This is a genomic window from Vibrio sp. B1FIG11 (assembly GCF_905175335.1).
In the GTDB taxonomy this organism is placed as follows: Bacteria; Pseudomonadota; Gammaproteobacteria; order Enterobacterales; family Vibrionaceae; genus Vibrio; species Vibrio campbellii.
Window position 1 is genome coordinate 1,712,285 of sequence record NZ_HG992752.1, and the last position, 21,122, is coordinate 1,733,406.

Below are 21,122 nucleotides of genomic sequence, written 5' to 3' on the forward strand. Positions count from 1 at the left end.
TTAACGTGATGTTCATTTCATTCAGCGGTTTTAAGCTACATTTATAGAGCTTTCTATCACAAAGGAAATAACAATGAACTCTCTGAAATACAGCTTGGTAGGCGCTGCCGTTGTTTTTGCTCTTGCCGGGTGTAACTCTGATAGCGATACAGTCAGCACCACAACACCAGTCACGCTTTCTGTTTCTGATGCCCCGATTGATGATGTTTCTGAAGTTGTTGTCACTTACAGCAAAGTTGCCTTTCTTCCTGTCGGGGACGGTGAAGGTGAACCTCAAATCTTCGAAGTTTACAAAACGGATGAAGACGGTAACTACGTGGATGAAAATGGTGACCTTTTGCCAGATGGTGAAGAGCCACTGCCACTGAGTGTAAACCTGTTGGATTTCCAAGGTAGTGATGCACAAGAACTGGTTGAAGATGAAGTCATTCCAACTGGTGACTATCAACTGTGTGTTTTTGCAAATGACGGTGACCACCCTGATTACCCATCTTACGTCGTTGAAGAAGCCACAGGAAACGAAGTGCCACTGACCGTGAAAGGCGAAGGTAGATGCCCTCAAGGTGTCGGATCTGAACCAAATGCTGGCGTATTGTTCTTTAATAACGCATTCGCAGTTAACTCGGACAACAATGACTACGTGGTCGAGTTTGACTTACGCCGAGGTTTGAAAGACGCAACAGGCAAAGATGAAGGCTACACCATTCAGCGCACGTCGGTCACCTTGATCAATACTGTCACGACTGGTGAAATCGAGGGTAACGTTGCACTCACAACCTACCAAGGCTGTGAAACCGACACCCCATCAGGCAACGGTTATGCTCATGCAGTGTATCTCTATGAAGGTGACATTGCAGAATCCGACATGGGAACCTTCGCAACGAGCGAAGCTCAATCGCCTATCGCTTCGGCTAATGTCGTTACCGAAGATGAAGGGGCGACTTACCAATATGAGTTTGGCTATGTAGAACCAGGCACTTACTCGGTTGGTTACACCTGTACCGCTAACGATGACTCGGAAGAGGGCATTGTTGATGGTGAAACATTCAGTATCTACACGTCCACAAGTGGATTGAGTGTTTCTGCAGGCAGCGATACCAACGCTGATTTATAACTCCTTCCCAACTTAAAACAGCAAAGCCTACTTTATGGCTTTGCTGTTTTCGTTAAAAGAAGCTGATCGGTAAATAGAAATCTAACTCGAACGCCTCTTCATGATTGAGGAAATGATTTTTATGGTAGTGCACGTAGGCTGGCGTCGAGCGTTGTTTGAAGCCCGAGTTAGGCAGCCATTTCTCTAATACCATACTGATCTGCGGCAGCAATTCACCATAAACCCCAGTAAGTCGAAATACCGCATGTAAGCCACCCGGAATGGTCATTTGATTCACAACGCCCCGATACTTAAGCGGCTTATCAATTTCCATACAAGCAACGTAGCGGCATTTATCTAACTCAACCCAAGCAGGATTAGAATGATGCAAACCGTATTGGGTGGAAAAGTCACGATGCTCTGAGTTCGCCCAAGCTTTGAGCACCAACCAAGCATTGCGAATAGAACGGTTGTAGCCTTCATGACGAACGTAAGCAGCAAAGCGTTGTGGCACTTCAACTATCTTTGGCTCCGGTAAGGTACGCTTCGCGACTCGATGGTAACCCGCCGCCACTTCTGGGTCTTTGAGGTATGGCTTCTCAGCAACTTGCAAATCGTGCTTACGCCAAGCGCCGGGTGACATATCAAACGTGGCTTTGAACGCACGGCTGAACGAAGACACCGAGCTGAAACCACACTTATTGGCAATCTCCAATACCGATGATTTGGTATCAAACATCAACTGGTTTGCGGCGTATTCCATTCGGGTGCGACGAACGTATTGGTGAATTGACTCGCCAACGACGTCTTTAAAAATACGGTGGAAGTGCTGCTCAGAATACGCTGCTACATCAGCCAGCTCTTTGGCGGATAATTCTCTACCGATGTCTTGATGAATGTAGAACAACACATCATTGATTCTGGAAACCTGTTGCTGGCTCATAAGTGGGCGTTTTACTTAAATAGCATAAATGGACATGTTTAACAGCATAAATGGACACACCAAGTTTAGCAATTCCCATATAATATCTTTCAACTAAAACCAAAATTAAAAAAATACGAGAAGCACAACGCATGGAAATCGCACAGTCACTACAACAAGTAAAGTCATCGTACATTCGAGAGATCCTCGCTGCCGCTAGCGATAAAAACGTCATCTCGCTTGCTGGCGGTTTGCCCGATGAAAAGACCTTCCCTATCGACTTAATGAAGCCGACGCTAGAAAACTTGGCAAACATGCCTGAAGTTTTTCAATACGGCTCAACGGCAGGCTACGCGCCACTGCTAGAGTTCCTAAACGGCTACTTCAAACTGCCTGAAACACACGCCGCAATGATCACCACAGGCTCTCAGCAAGGCTTAGATCTGATTGCACGTGCTTATGTAAACCCGGGTGATAAAGTCGTGATGGAGGCGCCAAGCTACCTTGGTGCAATGCAGGTGTTTGGTTTGGTTCAGGCGGACATCGTGACTGTCTCTCAAACAGAATTTGGTCCAAACCTTGAAGAGCTAGAGCAATGCTTTGCAGAACAAAAGCCGAAGATGTTCTACGCTGTACCCGATTTCCATAACCCAACAGGGGTTTGCTGGGCGCTAGAAACGCGTCAGAAAGTTGCAGAGCTTTGTATTCAATACAACGTCGCTTTTATTGAAGACGCACCTTACCGTGAGTTGCGTTTCTCTGGTGAAGCACTGCCGCTTGTCTCCGATTTCTGTCCTCAGCATTCTATCGTACTGCGTTCATTCTCTAAGATCGCTTCTCCGGGTCTTCGCATTGGTGTGGTGACGGGTAAAAGCAGTTACCTAGAACCGTTAATTAAAATCAAACAGGGTGCGGATCTGCATTCCAGCGTACCAATGCAAGCACTGCTGCACGGTCTGCTTCAACACGATAACTTTGAAACCCACATCAGCACCATTTGTGAACTCTACAAGTCGCGTTACGATGTCATGTACACAGAGCTAGAAAAACAGCTTCCTAGCAATTGTGTATTGAAGCCTGTTGATGGTGGCATGTTCGTATGGGTGGAAATTCCAGAATGCGATACCTTTGAACTAGCAAAATCATTGCTTGCGAACGGTGTGGCTGTTGTACCTAGCCCAGTGTTCTATCCAGAAGGATCAGAAGTAAAAGCAGCGCTGCGCCTCAACTTCACCAACGCAACGCCTGATGAGCTCAAAGTTGCCGTAACTCGTTTAGCCGACGTACTGAACGCGCTGTAATATAAATTACACCTTAGAATCCAAATACCTGCCTTTGAGATGCGAATTAAGTCTCGAAGGCAGCGTTTCAAAAAAGTTCCCCAAAAAATTTATTTTTTTCTCTCAAAATCAACTCTCTACGTTAAGTGTCTGTTTTCGCTTGATCCTCTAACGATCGCAAAAAAGAGATCTTGATCACGCATTTGAAGCCTTGAAAAGTTACGTCTATCTTTCAGAAAAAAGGCATCGACCTTGTCGCATCATCTGCGAATTCAAACACTTTTGATCATGAGGGCTTATCACTATCAAAAGTTGCGCTGAAACCATCAGCAAAGCAGTCTGTGAAGATGAACGCCGCAAGGACGCAACTACAACCATTCTGAATGTCGCTACACCAATCCGTGATTGGATTTATACACGTCGGCTTAGCGCATCATATTACAGAGGGGTTTATCAGGATGAACATTCGACCATCGAAAGGACTTGTTGTCACAGGCTTGTCCACCGTACTTTCACTCGCTGCCATGCAAGTAGCACACGCGAGCAATTCACCAAACTGTAGCGACGTACTAGCAGGTAACAAAACCGCCGTGTCTCAAAAAATGACCGTGCTGTTGGGTGAAGACATCACGCAATCCAACCTAGTCACGACCGTTGTTCCAGCAAAGAACAACCCATTCGTCACAGAAGCGCTGGTTTCTGTTTCTAACGATGTTTCTCCAAACGGCTTGCTGCCGAAGAAGTCATTAGAAGAAATCCAGCAAGTGCGCGAAAACATCGAGAAAGCCGGCGTAGAGGTAAGCAAGTTACAAAACACGTTTGAAGTCGCGTTTGTTAGCCTTATCGACGGACATTGTCAGTTCTCGACCAACAAGCTAACGACCAACGCCAAGATTGATTTTGACCACTTAGAAGGTCTATCCGCCTACTCTATTCCTGCTCTATTGGCCATGGTTGATAAGTCGTACGCGATGGCAGAAGCGAGGATTGAAGCCGAAAAAGCGCACGCGGCAGAAATCGAACGTGAGAAAGAAAAACAACGAGAAATGGCAGCCGCAGCGGCAGCCGCACGCTATCAAGATGCTAACGTACTGGTAAGAGTCGAGAAGTTTGATGGCTCTAACGTCACCTTCTCTGTGACTAACCTCGCTGCTGACGGTGAATTACAGCCGAACTTCAATACGTTTAGAGCGTATCAGACCGATAAAGGTGAGTTGATTTATAAATCGGAGTCGCTACTCAGCCTCGTCGATAGCGAAGGGAAAGGACTGACGACCATCGGTATTGCCGAGCTTGGCCCACAAGCGGGCAAAGATTTGACCATCTCTCCAGGAGAAACTCGTCAGTTCATTACCAGTATCGAATCAGAAGTCGCACCAGAAGCGAAGCTAAGCCTAAAGTTCCCTGCAAAAGTGCTTAACACCGATGAAGCCTTCACCCTATCCTTTACGGATTCTGTTGCTATGGCGACCGCAGGGCTAAATTAGACAGTAGCTACATTAAGCCGTAATTGCACTATGCAACAACTGCGTCAGATAGAGAAAACATTAGATATCAAAACAAAAAAGCAGACTATCACGTCTGCTTTTCCTTTAGTTTTTACACTGGTATGCGTTAGCGAACATAGTCACTGAGCTAGAGAATCCTAGCGGTTGATACAAGTAAAGCGTATCCGCGCCCAGCTCTGCTGCTTTGATGCGCATTTGGTTGAGTGTTCCCCAAACCATGTCTTTATCTGCGTGCAGCCAGTAGTCGTAAAAATGGCCTTCTGAGCCCAGTACGGTGCCGAGGTGCTGGCAGTTTGCGATTGCGTTTACATCATCCCAAATCACTTTCACTTGCTCGGACTCTTGTGTTGGGAAGGTCACGCAGCCAGTTAATAACGTTGCTAATGCTGCAGCAGTCATTAACTTTTTCATAATTTCATCGCCTTAGAATTAAATAGACTGCGGATTCTATTTATCGTTTAAGCAATGAACAACAAAAATTTTTTATGCTTTACATAACCGTTGATTTCACAGTTTTTCTTGGTTGTTTTAATGCTCTTGCATCACGAATGTTCAGTGTCATTAAGGTCAAGTTGGTAAAGCCTGCAAGCAGCTCAACGATTTGTATCACATAGAAAGTGGTATCAAACTGCCCAAGCTGAGCAAGATGCTGAAGGTAAATCGCCGCAGGCACAAGAATTAAAACACCGTTCATGGCGACAAAAGGCATGCGTTTTTTCTTAGCTGCGATAGGGCCTTTTTTCACTTTAGGCGCCATCTTAGCACCTGTGATTCCTGCCGCTGCCATCAAAGGTACTACCGCCCAAATCGCATACGAAATATAGGTTTTCACCGCAACAATCGCCTGCTGATCACCAAAAAGTTCAACAAATACGGTACTGGTGAAAAAGCTCATGATTAACATATATGCAGTCATAGAGCTGATTCGGTGAACGAGGCTGAGTGTCTTTTTCATAGCGATATTCTCTTTTTTAGATGTAGTAGTAACGGTACGAGACAAAGATTACACAACAATCATTGCGCACGCAACAATTGCAATTAAAATAAATCATCTCAATTATCAGAGAAATAGCAAAAACCTCTATTAACCTCATGTTTTAAAACACAATTAATAAATGCACAAAAATGAGAGCGCCATTGGATTTTGTGAGAAAATTGGAGTAAAACTGAAGAGTAGATGAAAAAGAGGGACTGAATTTGGCTTCCAAAAATAAACTGATCCGTTATCAATCCATTGAAGTCGAGGATGTCTTCAGCAAGGAAGATGAGTTGATCAAACTCGTGCAAACGGATCAACTCTCTCAAGTGCTGTTGTTATGGCAGGTGAAAAGCCCAACACTGGTTCTTCCGGCAGGCAAGAAGTGGCCTATTTCGGATGAACTTGAACAAGGCCTTGAAGACACAAACTGGAAGCTCTTCTCAAGAAAAACAGGGGGCGCACCAGTCCCGCAAGTCCCGGGGATCATTAATCTCTCACATATTTACCATTGGCCAGAAGAGCAGCCATACGACATTAAGAAAGCATACCTTGATCTGTGTTCCGTGCTCACTGTCTTCTTTGAGCAGCTTGATGTAAATGTCGACGTACATGCAACACCAAATTCCTACTGTGATGGCGACTACAACCTAAATATCGGTGGACAAAAAGTAGTGGGGACAGCGCAGCGCGTATTACTGAAGAAAGGCGGCGGACAAGTTGTGCTTTCTCAAGCCTGCATTCTTATTGATGCTGATGTCGAGAAAATCGTTGAGCCGGTAAAACTGTGCAATCAATTGTGTGGCCATGCCGATCATATTCGCGGTGATGTCCACACTCCCCTATTTAACCACATTGAGCAAAGACCGAGTGTGGATGCCTTGTTCCAACTCATCACTCAAGCTTTCTTAGATCATGCTAAGTAAGACTAACCAGTCTTCACAAGCTCCCATCTCTTTTGGGAGCTAACCACAGCGCGCGGATAAGTCTCTCCCACACTGCTTATCGACTAGCGATTTTCCTTATATCACCATACGGGCTGAGCCCTATTTGCCACCAGCATCATATTATAAGTATGTAATGTTATAACAGAGATCAAATTTAATTATTTCTCAATTGCTATCTCTTAATTATTAAAACCTACATTAACATCCTCTTCATTAAAGGTTGGTAATATTTATATTGAATAATATTCACCTTATTTTTATGCAACCAATAACTGCACAGTATTTATATGGTTAATTCGTAAAAATCACTTTTAACCACAATATAAGATTAGCTTAATTAGTAACCACTAATAGTTTATGTGACCATTGTTCAAGTTATTTATATATAAACTATTTAATCAGAGAAACATTTTTACAAATTATGGTTTCTATGTATTTTATTTACCTGGCAAATATTCCAACCCCAATGTTATTTGTCTCATATATAAGAAATATTTTACTCACACTAAAACATAACAGGTAAATAAATGAATACATTTGTAAAAATTACTGCGCTATCTGCTCTCACCCTTTCATCAATGAACGCTTTTGCCGTGAGCGATACTTTTGACGCGACTCTAGAAGTAAAACAAGCGATCACTATGACCAGAACGTCGAATCTTGACTTCGGTATTATCACTTCAGACCGTACGACAGATGTTGTGATTGCTCAAGGCGACGCTGGCGCTGCGACCTTCACTATCGACGGCGGTGCTGGTGAAGTCGTTGATGTTGCTATCGCTGGTACTAACCTTGTAAATGGTGCAAACAACGTTGCAGCGACCTTTGATTTCTCTCCTACACTGACGCTAACAGGCGGTACAGCAGAGCTTAAAATTGGCGGTACAGCAGAAGTATCAACAGCGACACTTGTTGCTGGTACGTACTCTGCAAGCGTTCCAGTTGATGTTACTTACCAGTAATCAATAGTATCGTTTAATGAAATGGCGGCAATAATATAGTGCCGCCATTATTAGTATAAGAATATCATGCCATTAAAAGTCGCTTTTTATTTAGGGTTATTTTTATTTACCCCCCAAAGTTGCTTGGCATTAACGATCGTACCAGAAAATATGGGAATCTCTTTTCCAGGAACATATTTATCTGGACGAGGACAAAATGCGGTTTCTAGCCCTGCCCACAATCAACTGTATGTTGTCCGCTTTTATGTTGAAGGTGAACCAGGGAAAAAAATTACCGTCACTGTACCTAATAACCAATATCTTAATCATGACAAGACATCTCGAAAAATTAAGATACGTCGAATTTTTTACGGGTGCGGTTTATCTAAACGCGGGCGCACAAAAATAAACAGCAATGGAAGAAGCAAATTGTTATGTATCGGCGCAAAGATTCGGATAGGCGCAAAAATTCCAGCTGGCAACTACTCTGGCACCATTCCTTTTGAGGTTAATTATCGATGAAGCACCTAATTCTACTGCTGACAACAGTGATCATCTCGCTACCTATTCATGCGCAACTGTTGATTGCTCCGACCCGCTTGGTGCTGAATGCAGATCAGTCAGTGACCGAGAAGATTATCGTTGAAAACAGCTCGGACAAACCCATTCGACTTGAAATCAAACCGGTTTATCGCCCTATCACTTTGAGAGGTGTCACCCGCACCGATAAAAACATCGCGCAAACAGAAGATATTGCGGAGTGGATTAAAGTCTCTCCACCTGTCATTCGTGAATTAAAGCCAAACCAACGACGCACCATTCGCCTGAGATTCAGCGCCTTACCAGCAGATAAAGACAATGGTGAATATAGAGCGTATTTGTGGTTCTCTCCGATCACGTTGGCCCAAGGCCAAACCACAGACTCACAAAGCACGGGCCCCTCTTTTAATCTCGACTTCAGAGTGAACAGCTATATCCCTGTATATGCACAACGCGGCGAGATAAAACAAGATGTGTTCTTCCAGTGCGAAAGCGGCGAGTTACGCATTCAAAATAAAGGTAAATATCAGTTTAACGCCATGCTAAACGCTGAAAACCTTCAAGAAAAGTTGGTACTACTTAGACAATCAGAGCTTGTGAGATCGCTACCGGCTAAGACTAAAGTTCTGATCACACAAGACGAACAATCACTACACGAATGTACCTTGTAATCTGCCTTACATCGATTCACGCACCGAGCCCAATCTAACCAGAATGAGACTACGTTACATTGGGCTGTGTTTGTCGATGCTCGTCGCCCTCTCTTTTCCATTATTCGCCAACGAACCATCGCAGTTATCCTTGTATCCTGCGCACATTGAAGTTCGGTTAGGCAATGTAGGAGACAGTTTTTATCGTGTCATGATGGACGATGAGGAAGAACCCTACCTGCCAATCGAGAGTAGTATTGCCTACTTATTAGAAATGCATGGAGATTGTGTTCAACAGCGATGTGAAATTCACTTGCCACAGGACATGGCACGAGAGACTCCGGCCTTCATTATCGATCTGGCCCACAGTGTGTGTTACCGGTCTAACTCGCCACAACAGCCCATTCAGGTCCTCAATTATGAACAGGAATGGCTCATCCACTGGCGCAGCCTTAACGATTGCTTGCCCGTTAAAGCTCGTTGGTACATCGAAGACTATCAACTCATCATCGACAAGGGCTATAAGTCTCCCTCAGAGCTGGAAGAGGAAATTCAAAAGCTAAAACGCGACTCTCGCGAAAAAGCCAAACAACTTGAAAAGCTAGCAAGACAACCTGCGGTCAGGCCGCTATCAACGTTGGGGTTCTCCACACGCCTTTCTGCAACCGCGTCATATGAGAGCGATAACAAGGAAGGAGGATACCTTCTCTCTGACTCGCTGATGAGCACTGAGAACTGGATAGGTCAGCTGTCTATTGACTCACGGGAAGATCAACCTGTGGCTTACTACAACTTCACGCTCGCCCCACCAAACAATAGTAATCAAGTTGAACTCGGGCATGTGTTACTAGATGGCGGCCTCTACTCCAACCCTGTGATTCTAGAAAATGGGTTTCACTACACCAATCATGAAACAACACCTAAATTTGGCGATCTGCAACTTGAACGAACAACGCAGCCAAACATCAACATCGATGTGTTGGTCAACGGGATTTATCAAAGCTCCTATCGCTCTGATGATTTTGGGCGCTTTGTCATCGAAGAAAACAATATCGCGCCAGGTGACACACTCACGTTTCGCTATTACTTGGCGAAAGGCGTTTGGCAGCAAGAGGAAGTCGTTATCGCAGGCTTGGATGGCGGTTTCCTTCCGAAAGGAAAGTGGGGAGTAGATGCCATCGTCGACTTTGAAGGCGCCAAAGTTGGAGCGGGTATCATCGAGTATGGCATAGATGACTACCTAACCTTTGGAACCACCGCGTTGATCGCGGAGCACGACACGCTGCTGGCTTTCCAAACACGGTATCTTCCGAGCCACTGGTTAGCAATGCAAGTAGGTTGGATTCCTGAATTACAGCGCTTCCCTATTGAGCTAGATATGCAGTTTGGCCGCGCCCAATCGTTAAGCTTGGAGCTCAACAAATCTGTGAATTTCACACGGAATTCCGACTTGTACGACGCCTTAAAATACAGCTATTCAGGCGCTTACTATAATGCCTATCTGGATCTAAGGCATGAAGACGGTGGCTATAAAATCTCGCCTCAAGTCAGTATGAAAGTCGCTCGTAATCTTTTTCTCCGCTATGAATCTAATTATACCCACGATAAGAAAGATAATGTCGACGACTTCTTACACACTATCGAACTCGCCAAAAATGGCTTTTCAGATACCTCATGGCGTGTGAAAGGGTCATGGGATAAATCCGGCTCTCTCGAGCAGACTGAAGCTTCATTACGAAATATTTGTACCGATTGCTGGCTCAACCACGGGCAGTACTTCGAGGAAGTTATGTCGAACCTGTCTGCCAGCTATAACAATACTGATCTCGAATTGTCCGCAACGGTCGAAGCTCGGGTGAACTCAAACTTCAAAATCAAACTGTTTGGCAATCATGAACAATACGGTGTCGAGCTTACGACGGAAGCCGCAGCTCGCAGCCATTTCGACGACAACATTGCCGAGCTATTAGATTGGAGCAAATACAGTTTCGCAAAACTCGTTGGTACCGTCGTCGACCAACAAGGCAATGCAATCCCGAATGTGAGTTTGCGCGTGCTCGATCAGTTCGCCATGAGCGATGAAAACGGCAAGTTTGTTTTTCACCAAGTTCCTGCCCACGATAATCTCTCCATCTATGTTGATGAAAGTGCACTAGACCTTAACTTAACCACGCAGCACAACCCCATTCTCGTCAATACACGCCAAGCAGGGATAACACAAATATCCGTGGTTTTGATCGCCTCTTTTGGCGTTGATGGCGTGATAGAAGGCCAACTCGAAAGCAACAGCTACCTGCACTTTAAACACATAGCCAATGATATGGAGTTCTCAAGCAAGATTGAGGAGGATGGCTTTTATATGGTGGAAGGGCTAACGTCTGGGCTCTATCTCATAACTTTAGAAAACGGCCAACAAAAAAGAATGATGCAAGCGCATCTCGACAATGAGTTTTGGATAAGCGGACTTAACTACCAAGTTTCCGACTTCTATTGAAGGTCTAATAAATACGGATACTGCTGATTTAAAAGATAAATATGCAGTGCACATCAGCAAAGCTCCCTCCTCTTTTTGAATGAAAAAGCGGCGTGCCGAACCCTACCTCCATTGAGCAATTTGAAAATGAGATCTAGCTCAAATATTTATCCATGACGGAAATAGTTGAAGCCAACGCCTAAAAGCCTCAGAATGTCGCACTTTTCGCGTCGAACATAAAATCGACGACTTTTTATCCAACTCGACAATTGAGAATCATACATATGGGTTTTACCTCGTTAGGTCTATCTGCTCCAATCCTTAAAGCTATTCAGGAAAAAGGCTACGACACCCCTTCGCCAATTCAGGCAAAAGCAATTCCAGCTGTTTTGGAAGGGAAAGACGTAATGGCAGCAGCACAGACTGGTACAGGTAAAACGGCAGGCTTTACGCTTCCGATTCTTGAACGTCTGTCGAACGGCCCACGTGTACGCGGCAACCACATCCGCGCATTGGTGCTAACCCCAACACGTGAGCTTGCTGCGCAGGTACAAGAAAACGTGTTCATGTACAGCCGTCACCTACCTCTAACGAGTGCAGTGGTATTTGGTGGTGTGAAGATCAACCCACAAATGCTTCGCCTACGTAAAGGTGCAGACGTATTGGTTGCAACACCAGGTCGTCTAATGGACCTATACAACCAAAACGCAGTGAAGTTCGACCAACTAGAGATGCTAGTACTGGACGAAGCAGACCGTATGCTAGATATGGGCTTCATCCGTGACATTCGTAAAATTCTAGAGTTGCTTCCAAAACAGCGCCAGAACCTATTGTTCTCAGCAACGTTCTCAAACGAGATCCGCGACCTTGCAAAAGGCTTGGTAAACAACCCAGTTGAGATTTCAGTTAACCCTGCAAACTCGACAGCACGCACCGTAGAACAATGCATCTACCCAGCAGACGTGAAGAAGAAAGCGCCAATGCTGGTCAAACTGATCAAAGACGGTGACTGGAAACAAGTATTGGTATTTACCAAAACCAAGCATGGCGCGAACCGCTTAGCCAAGTTCCTAATCGACCAAAAGATCACGGCAGCGGCGATTCACGGTAACAAGAGCCAAGGCGCACGTACTAAAGCACTGGCTGACTTTAAATCTGGCGAAGTTCGTGTATTAGTTGCAACAGACATTGCTGCACGCGGTATCGATATTCCTCAGCTTCCTCAAGTGGTTAACTTTGAGCTGCCAAAAGTGGCTGAGGATTACGTTCACCGTATCGGTCGTACTGGTCGTGCTGGTGAAGTGGGTAAAGCGATTTCTTTAGTGTGCGCACTTGAAGCATCAGAGCTATTTGCGATTGAACGTTTGATTCAACAGTTGCTTCCTCGTAAAGAACTGGAAGGCTACGCACCAACTAACGTATTGCCAGAGTCGAAGCTTGATACTCGCCCTATCAAGCCAAAGAAACCGAAAAAGCCTAAGAAGCCAAAAGCAGAAGGTGAAAACGGTCAAACCGCTGAGAAGAAAAACAGCGGCGGTAACAACAAACCAAAGCGTCGTTTCAACAGTGACAACAAAAACGGTAAAGGCGAAAACAAATCAGGCAAAGCCGGCGCTGGTAAGCCAAAAGGCAACCGTGACGGTCAAGCTCGCTCAAACGGCAAGCCAAGTAGTAACAAACCGAATAACAACCAGTCTGGTGCGAACAAACCGGGCGCAAATAAAAACGGTAACGGTGGCAAGCCATCAGGTAACCGCAAGCCCAACAACAAGCCTGCAGGCGCAAAGCCTTCAAATGGTAAACCGTCAGGCAACAAGCCATCAGGACAACGTCGTAAGCCACGTCCGCAAGTAGCTAAATAATTAGTACCGAGTTAAAACGACAAAGCCGCTGACAATCTCAGCGGCTTTGTTTTTTCTAACAGTGAAAACTATGTTATAGCTGGTTACTGAAAATACATTTTTTGAATTACTCTCTGGAATCTAATATCTCTCTAATCTTCTTATAAGAATTTTTTTTAGAGTTGAAGATGATTTTATGCTCACCAAACTCTTTTTCGATACCAGCAATCAGCTTCCGCCACTCCAGCAGATAAGCCACCATCGAATAAATCAACACTCCGAATGTGAACAATACAGGCACACCTAGGCTGAAAAACAGAACTGAATGAACTCCGATTTCAGGACTAATAATATCAGAACGTTTTAGCAGTTCCGCAACCCCCATACCAATACCAGCACCACCAGTACCGATAAAAAAGACAACAACATACAGCGCGTTTCGCATCTTTTTTAATGGAGCTCTGAGGAAAGGCATTCTCTGAAGACTAAGTATACCAAAGATATCTAGTTTTCTAATTTCAACTTCATTTCCTCTAACAATTACACTATTTTTAAGAGCTTTACTCTTGTCGCTAAAATAGGCACCTGAGATAAAACCAAATAAAAAAAATCAAAACCAATAAAATAAACATTAAAAAAACAGGGTCAAATATTGAATTAGAACCCACTATAACTGAGCTTAATACATACAAAGTTAAAACTAATAGTGCATATACTGGAAAAATAACACCAACTTCTACTCTTTTATTTAAAAAATCTTTCCCTTTTTTTGTAAAAGATATATCTGAAAAAATAAAATAATAAATAAAGATGCCCAACAAAACACCTTTGAATAATATGGAGCATCAAAAAAAAGTGTATACAAGTTGAAACATAGCCATTATAAAAGAAATACCAGAAATGCTAAATTTCATATTTTCAGGACTATAGTTATCGTCCGAGTAAATTTCCATACTAGCCTCTAAAAACCCAAAAAAACCTGTTCCATGCATGGCCCCTGAGCCAATGTAACCATCAATTTCACTTTTATTTCTATCAATATCTTTATTTATCATATTCTCAATCGTTAATTCAGGAAACGCTTCATGTAAAAATAGCTTCACTTTGTCCTTAATACCCAACTCAGAGTCAATAGAATCGATGCCCCATCCAACTAAAAAAGACAGCCCTGCGATGCCAACAAGTAAAACCCCAGCACTTAACGTTACAGCAAAGGCATTGACTAGAAAGGCTAATAATGAAATAGCGATAGCGCCCGATAAAAACAACTTTAGCGTAGTTATCCCTAGTGCTCCCAAAAACTCCGCAATATTTTGTTCACCGATATCTTTTGTGAAAAACTCATAAACATCGAAGGAAGTTGCGAAAACAAAAGAAATGATATTTGTGCCTTTGATTGGGTTTGCATTACTAATAGTACTTTTGAAACGATTCAACTTTGTTTTTGATTTTAAGTCATCTGCTACTTGAACAATAGAACTGACCATTTGAACCTTATCACCATCAATACCATAGTTGATACCGGTAAGGAACGAACGATTTCGGCGGTCACCTTTAAACACCACCCCCAGTTTTCCATTCCACTGCGCCATTCTTTTGACTGTAAAACGCCCATTGACTATAAACTCTTTTAGATATGCCTTCGCAGCATCAATGCCATACTTTTCTTTGTAGTAAGAGTACGCTTTCCCGTGATCGACTGTTTGAACCAACGTTGTGGCAACGGCATTTTGGCTTATATTACTGTCTGAGAGATAATCGTAGAATAATAAAGAGTTCTCAGCTAGGGTATCATAAAGTGCAGAGATAACCTCCTCAGATACTTGGTCAATATTAAAAACCTTACCGATAAGGTTCTCCGGAAGTACTAAACTAGAACTTGACTTCAGAAAAGTAATAACTTCGCTATCATTATCAGTTTCATTCGGCTTTAAAAACGTTTTTTGACTCTTAGACTGAGCACGACAAGTCAGTATCGCAGCTCTTAGGTCACCTGGAGACTGAATTCCTTCCATCGACCTATTTTCTAATATCGTGTAGCCTTGCCCATTCACATACACCTCAAGAGAGTTACACGTACCCTCCACTGTATTTGGAATCAGCGTCGCCTTAGGGGTGAATTCTTTAGGTAACGAGGGACTACGTTTACCATTTACAGCAAATTGTATATCTAAATCCTGACCACTTTGGTCATCGGCCCAAAACATATTGCCTGCAGCAACATTGAGCTCTACTGGTTCTTTATCGTTCGCATCTGTTGTTTTTGAGCTGCCTGCATAAATCCATAGGTCATCTTTCATTAGATTTCTCTCCAGTAAATATCAAACGAAGCCTCTAAATCTTTGGTATTTATTAACGATGTTTGACCTTTGTCGTTAGTTTTACCAAAAATTTCCTTTCCATCCTCAAACACTATCTTGTATTGCTTGTTTGCATGTACAACACCTGTGGACTGGTCTTTCAATACAATGCGTTGGTTATAACGCATAAAAGACTCATATGGCGGAGCTTCTATAAAGCGAGATTTACCTTTACCCGGATTAATAGCGACTTTACCACCTTTGATGATGCTCTCAGACCCACCATCTATCGTAATCGAAGAGCCATAGAGCTGAATCTTACCACTGCTTTTTAGTATTAATCCCGCATAGCCAACCTGAACTTTGATTTCCTCTCCAGAAATATAGGTCGTCTCTCCATCTGAGCGTATAGACGTATTACCTTGAACATCCACTGTGAGGTTTGCACCAATGCTTTGTAAATCGTCACTTCCGACATCTACAGAACGACTATCTAGAATAGCGAGTGTCGCATTTCCTTCAATGTCTAGAGACGTGCTTTTGCCAATCATTGTTTGGCGGTTTTCATCAATGGATAGTGTTTGATTATTCGCGATTTGCTTTTTCTCATTCGCGTTGTAAGTGACGTGAACATCTTCCTCAACTTGCTCCATAAAGGTTTGCTTAGTACTGGAGGTTTTATGCCCATCAATGACTTCTTTACGGTCGCCTAAGATGTTGTTTTCTTGGTTGTTGCCGACTTTTAACTCTTCATCATTACCGATGTCTCGATAACGGTTATTAAGTACTTTGGTCTTCATGTCTTTTTGAGCGCGGAAGTGAACCTCTTCTTGGTCACTCTCATCCTCAAAGTACATTTCGTTGTAACCTTCAGCCTTATGGCTTTGGGTTCTAAATACGGTGCGAGTTTTATTTTCTGGTAATGGGTATGGCGGCGTGTGTAGACCGTTGTACACTGCGCCCGTCACTAACGGGCGGTCTGGGTCGCCTTCTAGGAAGGTCACAATCACTTCATGCCCAATGCGAGATAGATAGACTGCTCCCCAGTTCGGGGCTGCCATTGATTGACTAACACGTAACCAACATGAACTATGTTCATCACTTTGCGCATAGCGGTCCCAATGGAACTGAACTTTGATGCGTCCATATTCATCGGTGTAGATTTCTTCACCCGCAGGACCAACTACAACCGCGGTTTGAGGACCATCAACGACAGGTGACGCCATTTTAGGTGCACGGAATGTGACGTCTCGTGGTAAGCAGACAAACTGATTGTGATAAGTTGTAGGCTCATCGCTCGATTCTTCTTCGTGTACACGAGGGTTAAAGCCAGTGTGCATCACCGTCAACATGAGGTAATCACGGTTGATGCCTGAACGAGGGTGCTGGCTGATATCGAAGCTGTAGCCTGCGGTGAGACGCATGATATCGCTCGCAGCTTCAATCTGATGGCTGTCCACCGTGTATTCGGACATCCACTCCGTTACACGCTGCTGCCCTAAGTCTGGTGAAGTATAACGGCCAAGATAGTCGTAGCGCTGCAAATCAAAGTTCGGGCCTTCATCGGCGCTTTTTCCTTGTGGGATTTTCGGCGTGAGATAGTTGTAATCGCCATAGCTGACGATGCCAGTGCGAGTACGATGCGTTTGTTCGAGGTCGAAGATGTGTTCTCGATCTGGCGTGCCACCACCTTGGGCATGATAAATCACAGGTCCTAGGTAAGAAGCATTAGTAGGTGAACTGATGAGCTCAGGTATCGCATCGTTGCTATCGACGATGACCATGGTATGTCCAGCCTCGTTATGCTCGAAATAATACCAAAGGCCGTGCTCTGCCATTAGTCGCTGTACAAAATGCTGGTCGTTCTCACGGTATTGAAGAACGTACTCTTTCGCTTCGTATTGCGCTGATAGTTCAAAGCGGTAATCGCTCATGCCTGCATCATCAAAGACCTGACGAATGATGTTGGGAGCCGCTTGCATCTGAAAGATGCGACAGTCCTGACGCTGAGTGAGAAACCAGAGGTGTGGAACCAAAGTAATATGATAACGCGAGAAGCGGCGGCCAGAGCCTAAGTAACGAAGTTCAGAGATACTGCCGTTAAACTGGCGAGCCGTTCCTACACCTTGACCAAACAGGCTTAGGACGCCCATTTTTCGACTTAAGGCTTCAAACGTGATGGCATCGTCGTCGGACAACACCGTCAAGTTTATTTCAAAGGGAGAAGAGACTGTTTCCGTAATCCGGAAGCTTTCGACTTTAAATGCACCGGAGAACCCAGACACATCAAAGGTGAAATCTACATCATTAACCATACTGTTCGACTCTTATGACAATGAAGAAGTGTGTACACACCCCCACAGACGCTAAATTGGCCAAACTGTATCAAGTTATATGACGTCCATCACCGTGATGAATTAACAGATAATTTGCACGTTAGACTAGGCATTTATTGGGGAAAAATACGCCAATCATCTGTGACACCCAAAATATGACTTTTTGTATGGTTATTTAATCGGTCATGTACCGATTTTGAATGTGTCAGTATGTGATTTAACCCAACAAAAAATGAACAGAAGTTTTCAAATTGACACTTATTAACTTAACGGTCATCAGTGGTAGATTTATAAGCCTCGTCCGCAAACTGCTAAGTAATAAAAAACAGCTCCTCACAATGAGGGCTGTTTTTTGGGCAGTATGGCGAATAACAGGCTTAGATTAATGCCACTCCATTTCACCACTTAGCACTTTCGCGCCCAGTTCAAGATCGCCTTCTGTAGCAGCAAATTGTGGGTACTTAGCCTTCATCGCTGCCGAAATCTCGCTTGATGATGGCTTGCTTAATTTTTCTAATGTCTGCTCAATATCTGCGATGTAATTCATGGTGAATTGAACACCTTCCACACCTTTCGGCATATCACCAAGGTAGTGTCCCGGAATCACGGTTTTTGGTTTCAGTGCTTTCATACGCTCCAACGATTGAGACCATTGAGCACGCTCTTGTTTTGACTGAGTGTCCGCCATCCAAACATGAACGCCACTGTAAACCGATACTCCACCAAATACCGTTTTCTCTGAAGGCACCCATAGGTAAGCATCATGAGTATTGATTTCTTTTACTTCAATGCGCTTACCTTCAAGCGTCAGAGAGGTGTCATTGAGTACAGTAGGCACAACAATTTTTGATGGTGCCCCCTCTTTCAAAATCGGTCCCCAGTACGCCAGCTTCGCGTCTTTTGTTCGCTCGATATGTTTAACAACCGCTTCGCTCGCAACCACTTTCACATCAGGGAAGGCCGCAACAATAGGCTCTAGGCCAAAATAATAGTCTGGGTCACCGCTGCTGATGTAAATCATCGACAGCTCTTTGCCACTCTTTTTAATCTGTTCCACCAACTTTTTTCCATCTTTGACACTAAATTGTGCGTCAAACAACATCAGCTCTTTTTCACCAGAAACAAGAACAGAGCTTGCAGGAAAGATCGCATTTTCACCGGGGTTGTAGTGGTTAATCGTTAAGTCTGCAGCCGACACATAGTTCGATGCCGCTAGTGCTGTGATCAGTAGAGTAATTGAACGCTTATTCATCATCTTATTCCGTATTAGAGAACCATCTCATGCGGCTCGTTTAATGTTGAGGTCATCTTATTTGATTGGTTTTAGATGAAATAGACAGCAAATTAACTTTCACTGTTGCGAAATCCGGACATATACTGTGACGGCGATTTTCTTGAGGTGAAGCAACAGAATGGACAGACTTGAGGCAATGAATGTCTTTGTCACGATCGTAGAGCGAGGAAGCTTGAGTGCAGCAGCAGAGCATCTCGATCTTTCACGAACCAAAGTGACACGTTATTTAAGTGAGCTCGAAAAGTGGATGGATACTCGTTTACTCCACCGCACAACTCGAAGCCTCAGCTTAACCAGTGCAGGGAAAGAGACGCTTGAGATCGCACGAGAGCTACTTGCACTTGAAGAATCCCTAAGCGGAATCCGAAACCAAAATCGAGTGAATCTAAAAGGTCAAATGCGTATTACCGCAAGCTATTCCATTGTGAGTAGCTTCCTCATTGATGCTATCACAAGCTTTGTTGAACAGTGGCCTGATGTGGCGATTGACATTGTGTCGACAGATGAAACCGTAAACCTTGTGGAATCACGCATTGATCTTGCCATACGCACCACCAATGAGTTGCCTGCTAATGTCGTAGCAAAGCAATTAGGTGAATGCCGCTCGGTGATATGTGCGTCCCCCAAATATATCGAACAAAAAGGTGCACCGTTAAACGCCCAAGACCTAGGACACCACAATTGTCTTTCGTTTAGCTATTTTGGTCGTTCTGAGTGGATATTCTCTGGACCAAACGGTGATGAATCAGTCTCCATCAAAGGCAATATCAGCGCGAATAGCCCGGAAGTACTGCTTGCTGCCGCTTTAAATGGTAACGGAATCAGCTTACAGCCTTTCCCAACCGTGAAGGATTTGCTCACTGAGGGTAAGTTGATTCAGCTGTTACCAGAATGGCACCCAAAAACGTTAGGCGTTCATGCCATCTACGGCACACGTAAACAAGTCACACCGTTATTAAGAGCCTTTATCGACCATCTCTCCACCAGCATGTCGGAATCTAAGCGTTGGTGAGCACTTTTCCGTAAAGGTCCTAACCTTACTCTCAACCTGTGTTAGTCTAGCGAAATCCGTGACCAAGATAGGTTGAGACGTCATCATGACATACGATGAATTTAATCAATTCTGCGGCTCATTCGCTGCCACTTCCCATGTTGTTCAATGGGGGGATGCACACGTTTGGAAAGTCGGTGGAAAGGTATTTGCTATTGGTGGCTGGAGTAAAGACAAACAGCCTGCATTTACGTTTAAGACTTCACCTTTAAACTTCGATTTTTTAAGTGATTATGAAGGCTATATTCCGGCCCCTTATTTCGCTAACCGAGGTATGAAGTGGATTCAGCAAACGGAAACCTCAGGACGCCTAGACGAAGAGCTAAGGTACTATTTATCAGAATCTTATCGATTAGTTGCACTTGGCTTGAGTAAGCGAAAACGCGATGAATTGGGCATCGAGCTGCCATCAGCGAAGTAATGCCGATGCTTGAAGATAAACTTGCTCAGTTGTTGGCAGGAGATCCACTTCGCACTCATGCATTAGAGTGTGTTCGCTCACTTGCTTTACCAGATTGCTACATTGCCGCTGGCTTTGTACGAAACCTAGTTTGGGACCGCCTTCATCAAAAGCCAATTCCAACACCATTAAATGATCTTGATGTTGTTTATTTCGATCCGAATGAGTTGGACGAACAAACCTACCTCAAATACGAAACGCAGCTAAACGCCTTGATGCCAGAGTTCAACTGGCAAGTGCGCAATCAAGCAAACATGCACCTAAGAAATGGTGATACACCTTACCAAAGTACCTTAGATGCGATGAGTTACTGGCCAGAAAAAGAGACGGCGGTTGCGGCCAGATTGAACGAAAAGAACCAGATAGAGTGCATTTCTGCGTTCGGATTTGAGTCTTTGTTTGAAGGCCAGATTACTTACAATACCAAGCGAAAATTAGCGCTGTTTCAATCTCGGGTAGAATCCAAAAACTGGCTAATCACATGGCCTCAATTACAGGTTGCCGTCTAAG

General features: G+C 44.1%; 19 protein-coding genes. 12 read left to right on the forward strand and 7 right to left on the reverse strand.

Annotated features, from left to right (window positions below; translation table 11 throughout):
- The first annotated feature begins 73 nt into the window (after positions 1 to 73).
- Positions 74 to 1,114: a DUF4382 domain-containing protein gene (locus KHO06_RS24295; RefSeq protein WP_050917600.1), complete on the forward strand. Its 1,041-nt coding sequence runs from the start codon at positions 74 to 76 to the stop codon at positions 1,112 to 1,114.
- 52 nt (positions 1,115 to 1,166) lie between these two features.
- Here the strand turns inward: KHO06_RS24295 and KHO06_RS24300 are convergent, their stop codons facing one another.
- Positions 1,167 to 2,036, reverse strand: a complete 870-nt coding sequence (locus KHO06_RS24300; protein WP_005428639.1) for a helix-turn-helix domain-containing protein — start codon at positions 2,034 to 2,036, stop codon at positions 1,167 to 1,169.
- A gap of 131 nt (positions 2,037 to 2,167) precedes the next feature.
- Between KHO06_RS24300 and KHO06_RS24305 the strand changes: the two genes are divergently transcribed.
- Both KHO06_RS24305 and KHO06_RS24310 read left to right on the forward strand, forming a co-directional pair.
- On the forward strand, positions 2,168 to 3,316 hold the full coding sequence (locus KHO06_RS24305) for a PLP-dependent aminotransferase family protein (protein ID WP_212582735.1): 1,149 nt from the start codon (positions 2,168 to 2,170) through the stop codon (positions 3,314 to 3,316).
- Positions 3,317 to 3,753: 437 nt separating this feature from the next.
- A complete protein-coding gene (locus tag KHO06_RS24310; RefSeq protein WP_212582736.1) occupies positions 3,754 to 4,782 on the forward strand; it encodes a hypothetical protein in 1,029 nt (342 codons plus the stop codon).
- 105 nt (positions 4,783 to 4,887) lie between these two features.
- On the opposite strand, the gene KHO06_RS24315 is transcribed toward KHO06_RS24310, so the two are convergent.
- Positions 4,888 to 5,214, reverse strand: a complete 327-nt coding sequence (locus tag KHO06_RS24315; RefSeq protein WP_212582737.1) for a DUF4156 domain-containing protein — start codon at positions 5,212 to 5,214, stop codon at positions 4,888 to 4,890.
- Between the two features lie 79 nt (positions 5,215 to 5,293).
- Positions 5,294 to 5,758: a hypothetical protein gene (locus KHO06_RS24320; protein ID WP_212582738.1), complete on the reverse strand. Its 465-nt coding sequence runs from the start codon at positions 5,756 to 5,758 to the stop codon at positions 5,294 to 5,296.
- Between the two features lie 242 nt (positions 5,759 to 6,000).
- On the opposite strand from KHO06_RS24320, the gene KHO06_RS24325 reads away from it, so the two are divergent.
- The 6 genes from KHO06_RS24325 (at position 6,001) to KHO06_RS24350 (ending at position 13,192) form a co-directional block, all read left to right on the forward strand.
- Positions 6,001 to 6,705 carry a lipoate--protein ligase gene (locus tag KHO06_RS24325; protein WP_212582739.1) on the forward strand — a complete coding sequence of 235 codons (705 nt, stop codon included), beginning with the start codon at positions 6,001 to 6,003 and terminating at the stop codon, positions 6,703 to 6,705.
- 548 nt (positions 6,706 to 7,253) lie between these two features.
- Positions 7,254 to 7,688 (forward strand): DUF4402 domain-containing protein, encoded by a 435-nt coding sequence (locus KHO06_RS24330; RefSeq protein ID WP_005429677.1) that lies wholly within the window; start codon positions 7,254 to 7,256, stop codon positions 7,686 to 7,688.
- A 66-nt stretch (positions 7,689 to 7,754) separates the two neighbouring features.
- Positions 7,755 to 8,189 (forward strand): DUF4402 domain-containing protein, encoded by a 435-nt coding sequence (locus KHO06_RS24335; RefSeq protein WP_038890769.1) that lies wholly within the window; start codon positions 7,755 to 7,757, stop codon positions 8,187 to 8,189.
- Positions 8,186 to 8,878, forward strand: coding sequence for a molecular chaperone (locus tag KHO06_RS24340; protein ID WP_212582740.1), 693 nt, complete (start codon positions 8,186 to 8,188; stop codon positions 8,876 to 8,878). The genes KHO06_RS24335 and KHO06_RS24340 overlap by 4 nt, the downstream gene beginning before the upstream one ends.
- Positions 8,879 to 8,954: 76 nt before the next feature.
- On the forward strand, positions 8,955 to 11,351 hold the full coding sequence (locus tag KHO06_RS24345; protein ID WP_244858466.1) for a carboxypeptidase-like regulatory domain-containing protein: 2,397 nt from the start codon (positions 8,955 to 8,957) through the stop codon (positions 11,349 to 11,351).
- A 263-nt stretch (positions 11,352 to 11,614) separates the two neighbouring features.
- The gene (locus KHO06_RS24350; RefSeq protein ID WP_212582741.1) at positions 11,615 to 13,192 is read left to right on the forward strand and encodes a DEAD/DEAH box helicase; all 1,578 of its coding nucleotides are present in this window, start codon (positions 11,615 to 11,617) and stop codon (positions 13,190 to 13,192) included.
- Between the two features lie 106 nt (positions 13,193 to 13,298).
- Here the strand turns inward: KHO06_RS24350 and KHO06_RS26660 are convergent, their stop codons facing one another.
- The 4 genes from KHO06_RS26660 to KHO06_RS24370 all read right to left on the reverse strand — a co-directional run bounded on the left by KHO06_RS26660 (position 13,299) and on the right by KHO06_RS24370 (position 19,059).
- A complete protein-coding gene (locus KHO06_RS26660) occupies positions 13,299 to 13,616 on the reverse strand; it encodes a hypothetical protein (protein WP_244858423.1) in 318 nt (105 codons plus the stop codon).
- Positions 13,617 to 14,016: 400 nt separating this feature from the next.
- Entirely contained in the window at positions 14,017 to 15,471 is a 1,455-nt protein-coding gene (locus KHO06_RS24360; RefSeq protein WP_244858424.1) for a hypothetical protein, read from the reverse strand.
- Positions 15,471 to 17,786 carry a type VI secretion system tip protein VgrG gene (tssI, locus tag KHO06_RS24365; RefSeq protein WP_212582742.1) on the reverse strand — a complete coding sequence of 772 codons (2,316 nt, stop codon included), beginning with the start codon at positions 17,784 to 17,786 and terminating at the stop codon, positions 15,471 to 15,473. The genes KHO06_RS24360 and tssI overlap by 1 nt, the downstream gene beginning before the upstream one ends.
- Positions 17,787 to 18,189: 403 nt before the next feature.
- A complete protein-coding gene (locus KHO06_RS24370) occupies positions 18,190 to 19,059 on the reverse strand; it encodes a Vmh family MBL fold metallo-hydrolase (protein ID WP_212583433.1) in 870 nt (289 codons plus the stop codon).
- 160 nt (positions 19,060 to 19,219) lie between these two features.
- Between KHO06_RS24370 and KHO06_RS24375 the strand changes: the two genes are divergently transcribed.
- The 3 genes from KHO06_RS24375 to KHO06_RS24385 all read left to right on the forward strand — a co-directional run bounded on the left by KHO06_RS24375 (position 19,220) and on the right by KHO06_RS24385 (position 21,121).
- Positions 19,220 to 20,113 (forward strand): LysR family transcriptional regulator, encoded by an 894-nt coding sequence (locus KHO06_RS24375; RefSeq protein ID WP_212582743.1) that lies wholly within the window; start codon positions 19,220 to 19,222, stop codon positions 20,111 to 20,113.
- Between the two features lie 85 nt (positions 20,114 to 20,198).
- Entirely contained in the window at positions 20,199 to 20,573 is a 375-nt protein-coding gene (locus KHO06_RS24380) for an MmcQ/YjbR family DNA-binding protein (protein WP_212582744.1), read from the forward strand.
- 5 nt (positions 20,574 to 20,578) lie between these two features.
- Complete coding sequence (locus KHO06_RS24385; protein WP_212582745.1) at positions 20,579 to 21,121, forward strand: nucleotidyltransferase family protein; 543 nt, start codon at positions 20,579 to 20,581, stop codon at positions 21,119 to 21,121.
- The last annotated feature ends 1 nt before the right edge of the window (position 21,122 follow it).

What these genes read in the sequence shown, in the direction of transcription:
- KHO06_RS24385 (WP_212582745.1), top strand. Translation starts at nt 20,579, where the DNA reads ATGCTTGAAGATAAACTTGCTCAGTTGTTGGCAGGAGATCCACTTCGC.
- KHO06_RS24305 (WP_212582735.1), top strand. Translation starts at nt 2,168, where the DNA reads ATGGAAATCGCACAGTCACTACAACAAGTAAAGTCATCGTACATTCGA.
- KHO06_RS24295 (WP_050917600.1), top strand. Translation starts at nt 74, where the DNA reads ATGAACTCTCTGAAATACAGCTTGGTAGGCGCTGCCGTTGTTTTTGCT.
- KHO06_RS24340 (WP_212582740.1), top strand. Translation starts at nt 8,186, where the DNA reads ATGAAGCACCTAATTCTACTGCTGACAACAGTGATCATCTCGCTACCT.
- KHO06_RS24300 (WP_005428639.1), bottom strand. Translation starts at nt 2,036, where the DNA reads ATGAGCCAGCAACAGGTTTCCAGAATCAATGATGTGTTGTTCTACATT.
- KHO06_RS24320 (WP_212582738.1), bottom strand. Translation starts at nt 5,758, where the DNA reads ATGAAAAAGACACTCAGCCTCGTTCACCGAATCAGCTCTATGACTGCA.
- KHO06_RS24360 (WP_244858424.1), bottom strand. Translation starts at nt 15,471, where the DNA reads ATGAAAGATGACCTATGGATTTATGCAGGCAGCTCAAAAACAACAGAT.
- KHO06_RS24375 (WP_212582743.1), top strand. Translation starts at nt 19,220, where the DNA reads ATGGACAGACTTGAGGCAATGAATGTCTTTGTCACGATCGTAGAGCGA.
- KHO06_RS24335 (WP_038890769.1), top strand. Translation starts at nt 7,755, where the DNA reads ATGCCATTAAAAGTCGCTTTTTATTTAGGGTTATTTTTATTTACCCCC.
- tssI (WP_212582742.1), bottom strand. Translation starts at nt 17,786, where the DNA reads ATGGTTAATGATGTAGATTTCACCTTTGATGTGTCTGGGTTCTCCGGT.
- KHO06_RS24310 (WP_212582736.1), top strand. Translation starts at nt 3,754, where the DNA reads ATGAACATTCGACCATCGAAAGGACTTGTTGTCACAGGCTTGTCCACC.
- KHO06_RS24370 (WP_212583433.1), bottom strand. Translation starts at nt 19,059, where the DNA reads ATGAATAAGCGTTCAATTACTCTACTGATCACAGCACTAGCGGCATCG.
- KHO06_RS24345 (WP_244858466.1), top strand. Translation starts at nt 8,955, where the DNA reads ATGCTCGTCGCCCTCTCTTTTCCATTATTCGCCAACGAACCATCGCAG.
- KHO06_RS26660 (WP_244858423.1), bottom strand. Translation starts at nt 13,616, where the DNA reads ATGCGAAACGCGCTGTATGTTGTTGTCTTTTTTATCGGTACTGGTGGT.
- KHO06_RS24330 (WP_005429677.1), top strand. Translation starts at nt 7,254, where the DNA reads ATGAATACATTTGTAAAAATTACTGCGCTATCTGCTCTCACCCTTTCA.
- KHO06_RS24380 (WP_212582744.1), top strand. Translation starts at nt 20,199, where the DNA reads ATGACATACGATGAATTTAATCAATTCTGCGGCTCATTCGCTGCCACT.
- KHO06_RS24315 (WP_212582737.1), bottom strand. Translation starts at nt 5,214, where the DNA reads ATGAAAAAGTTAATGACTGCTGCAGCATTAGCAACGTTATTAACTGGC.
- KHO06_RS24350 (WP_212582741.1), top strand. Translation starts at nt 11,615, where the DNA reads ATGGGTTTTACCTCGTTAGGTCTATCTGCTCCAATCCTTAAAGCTATT.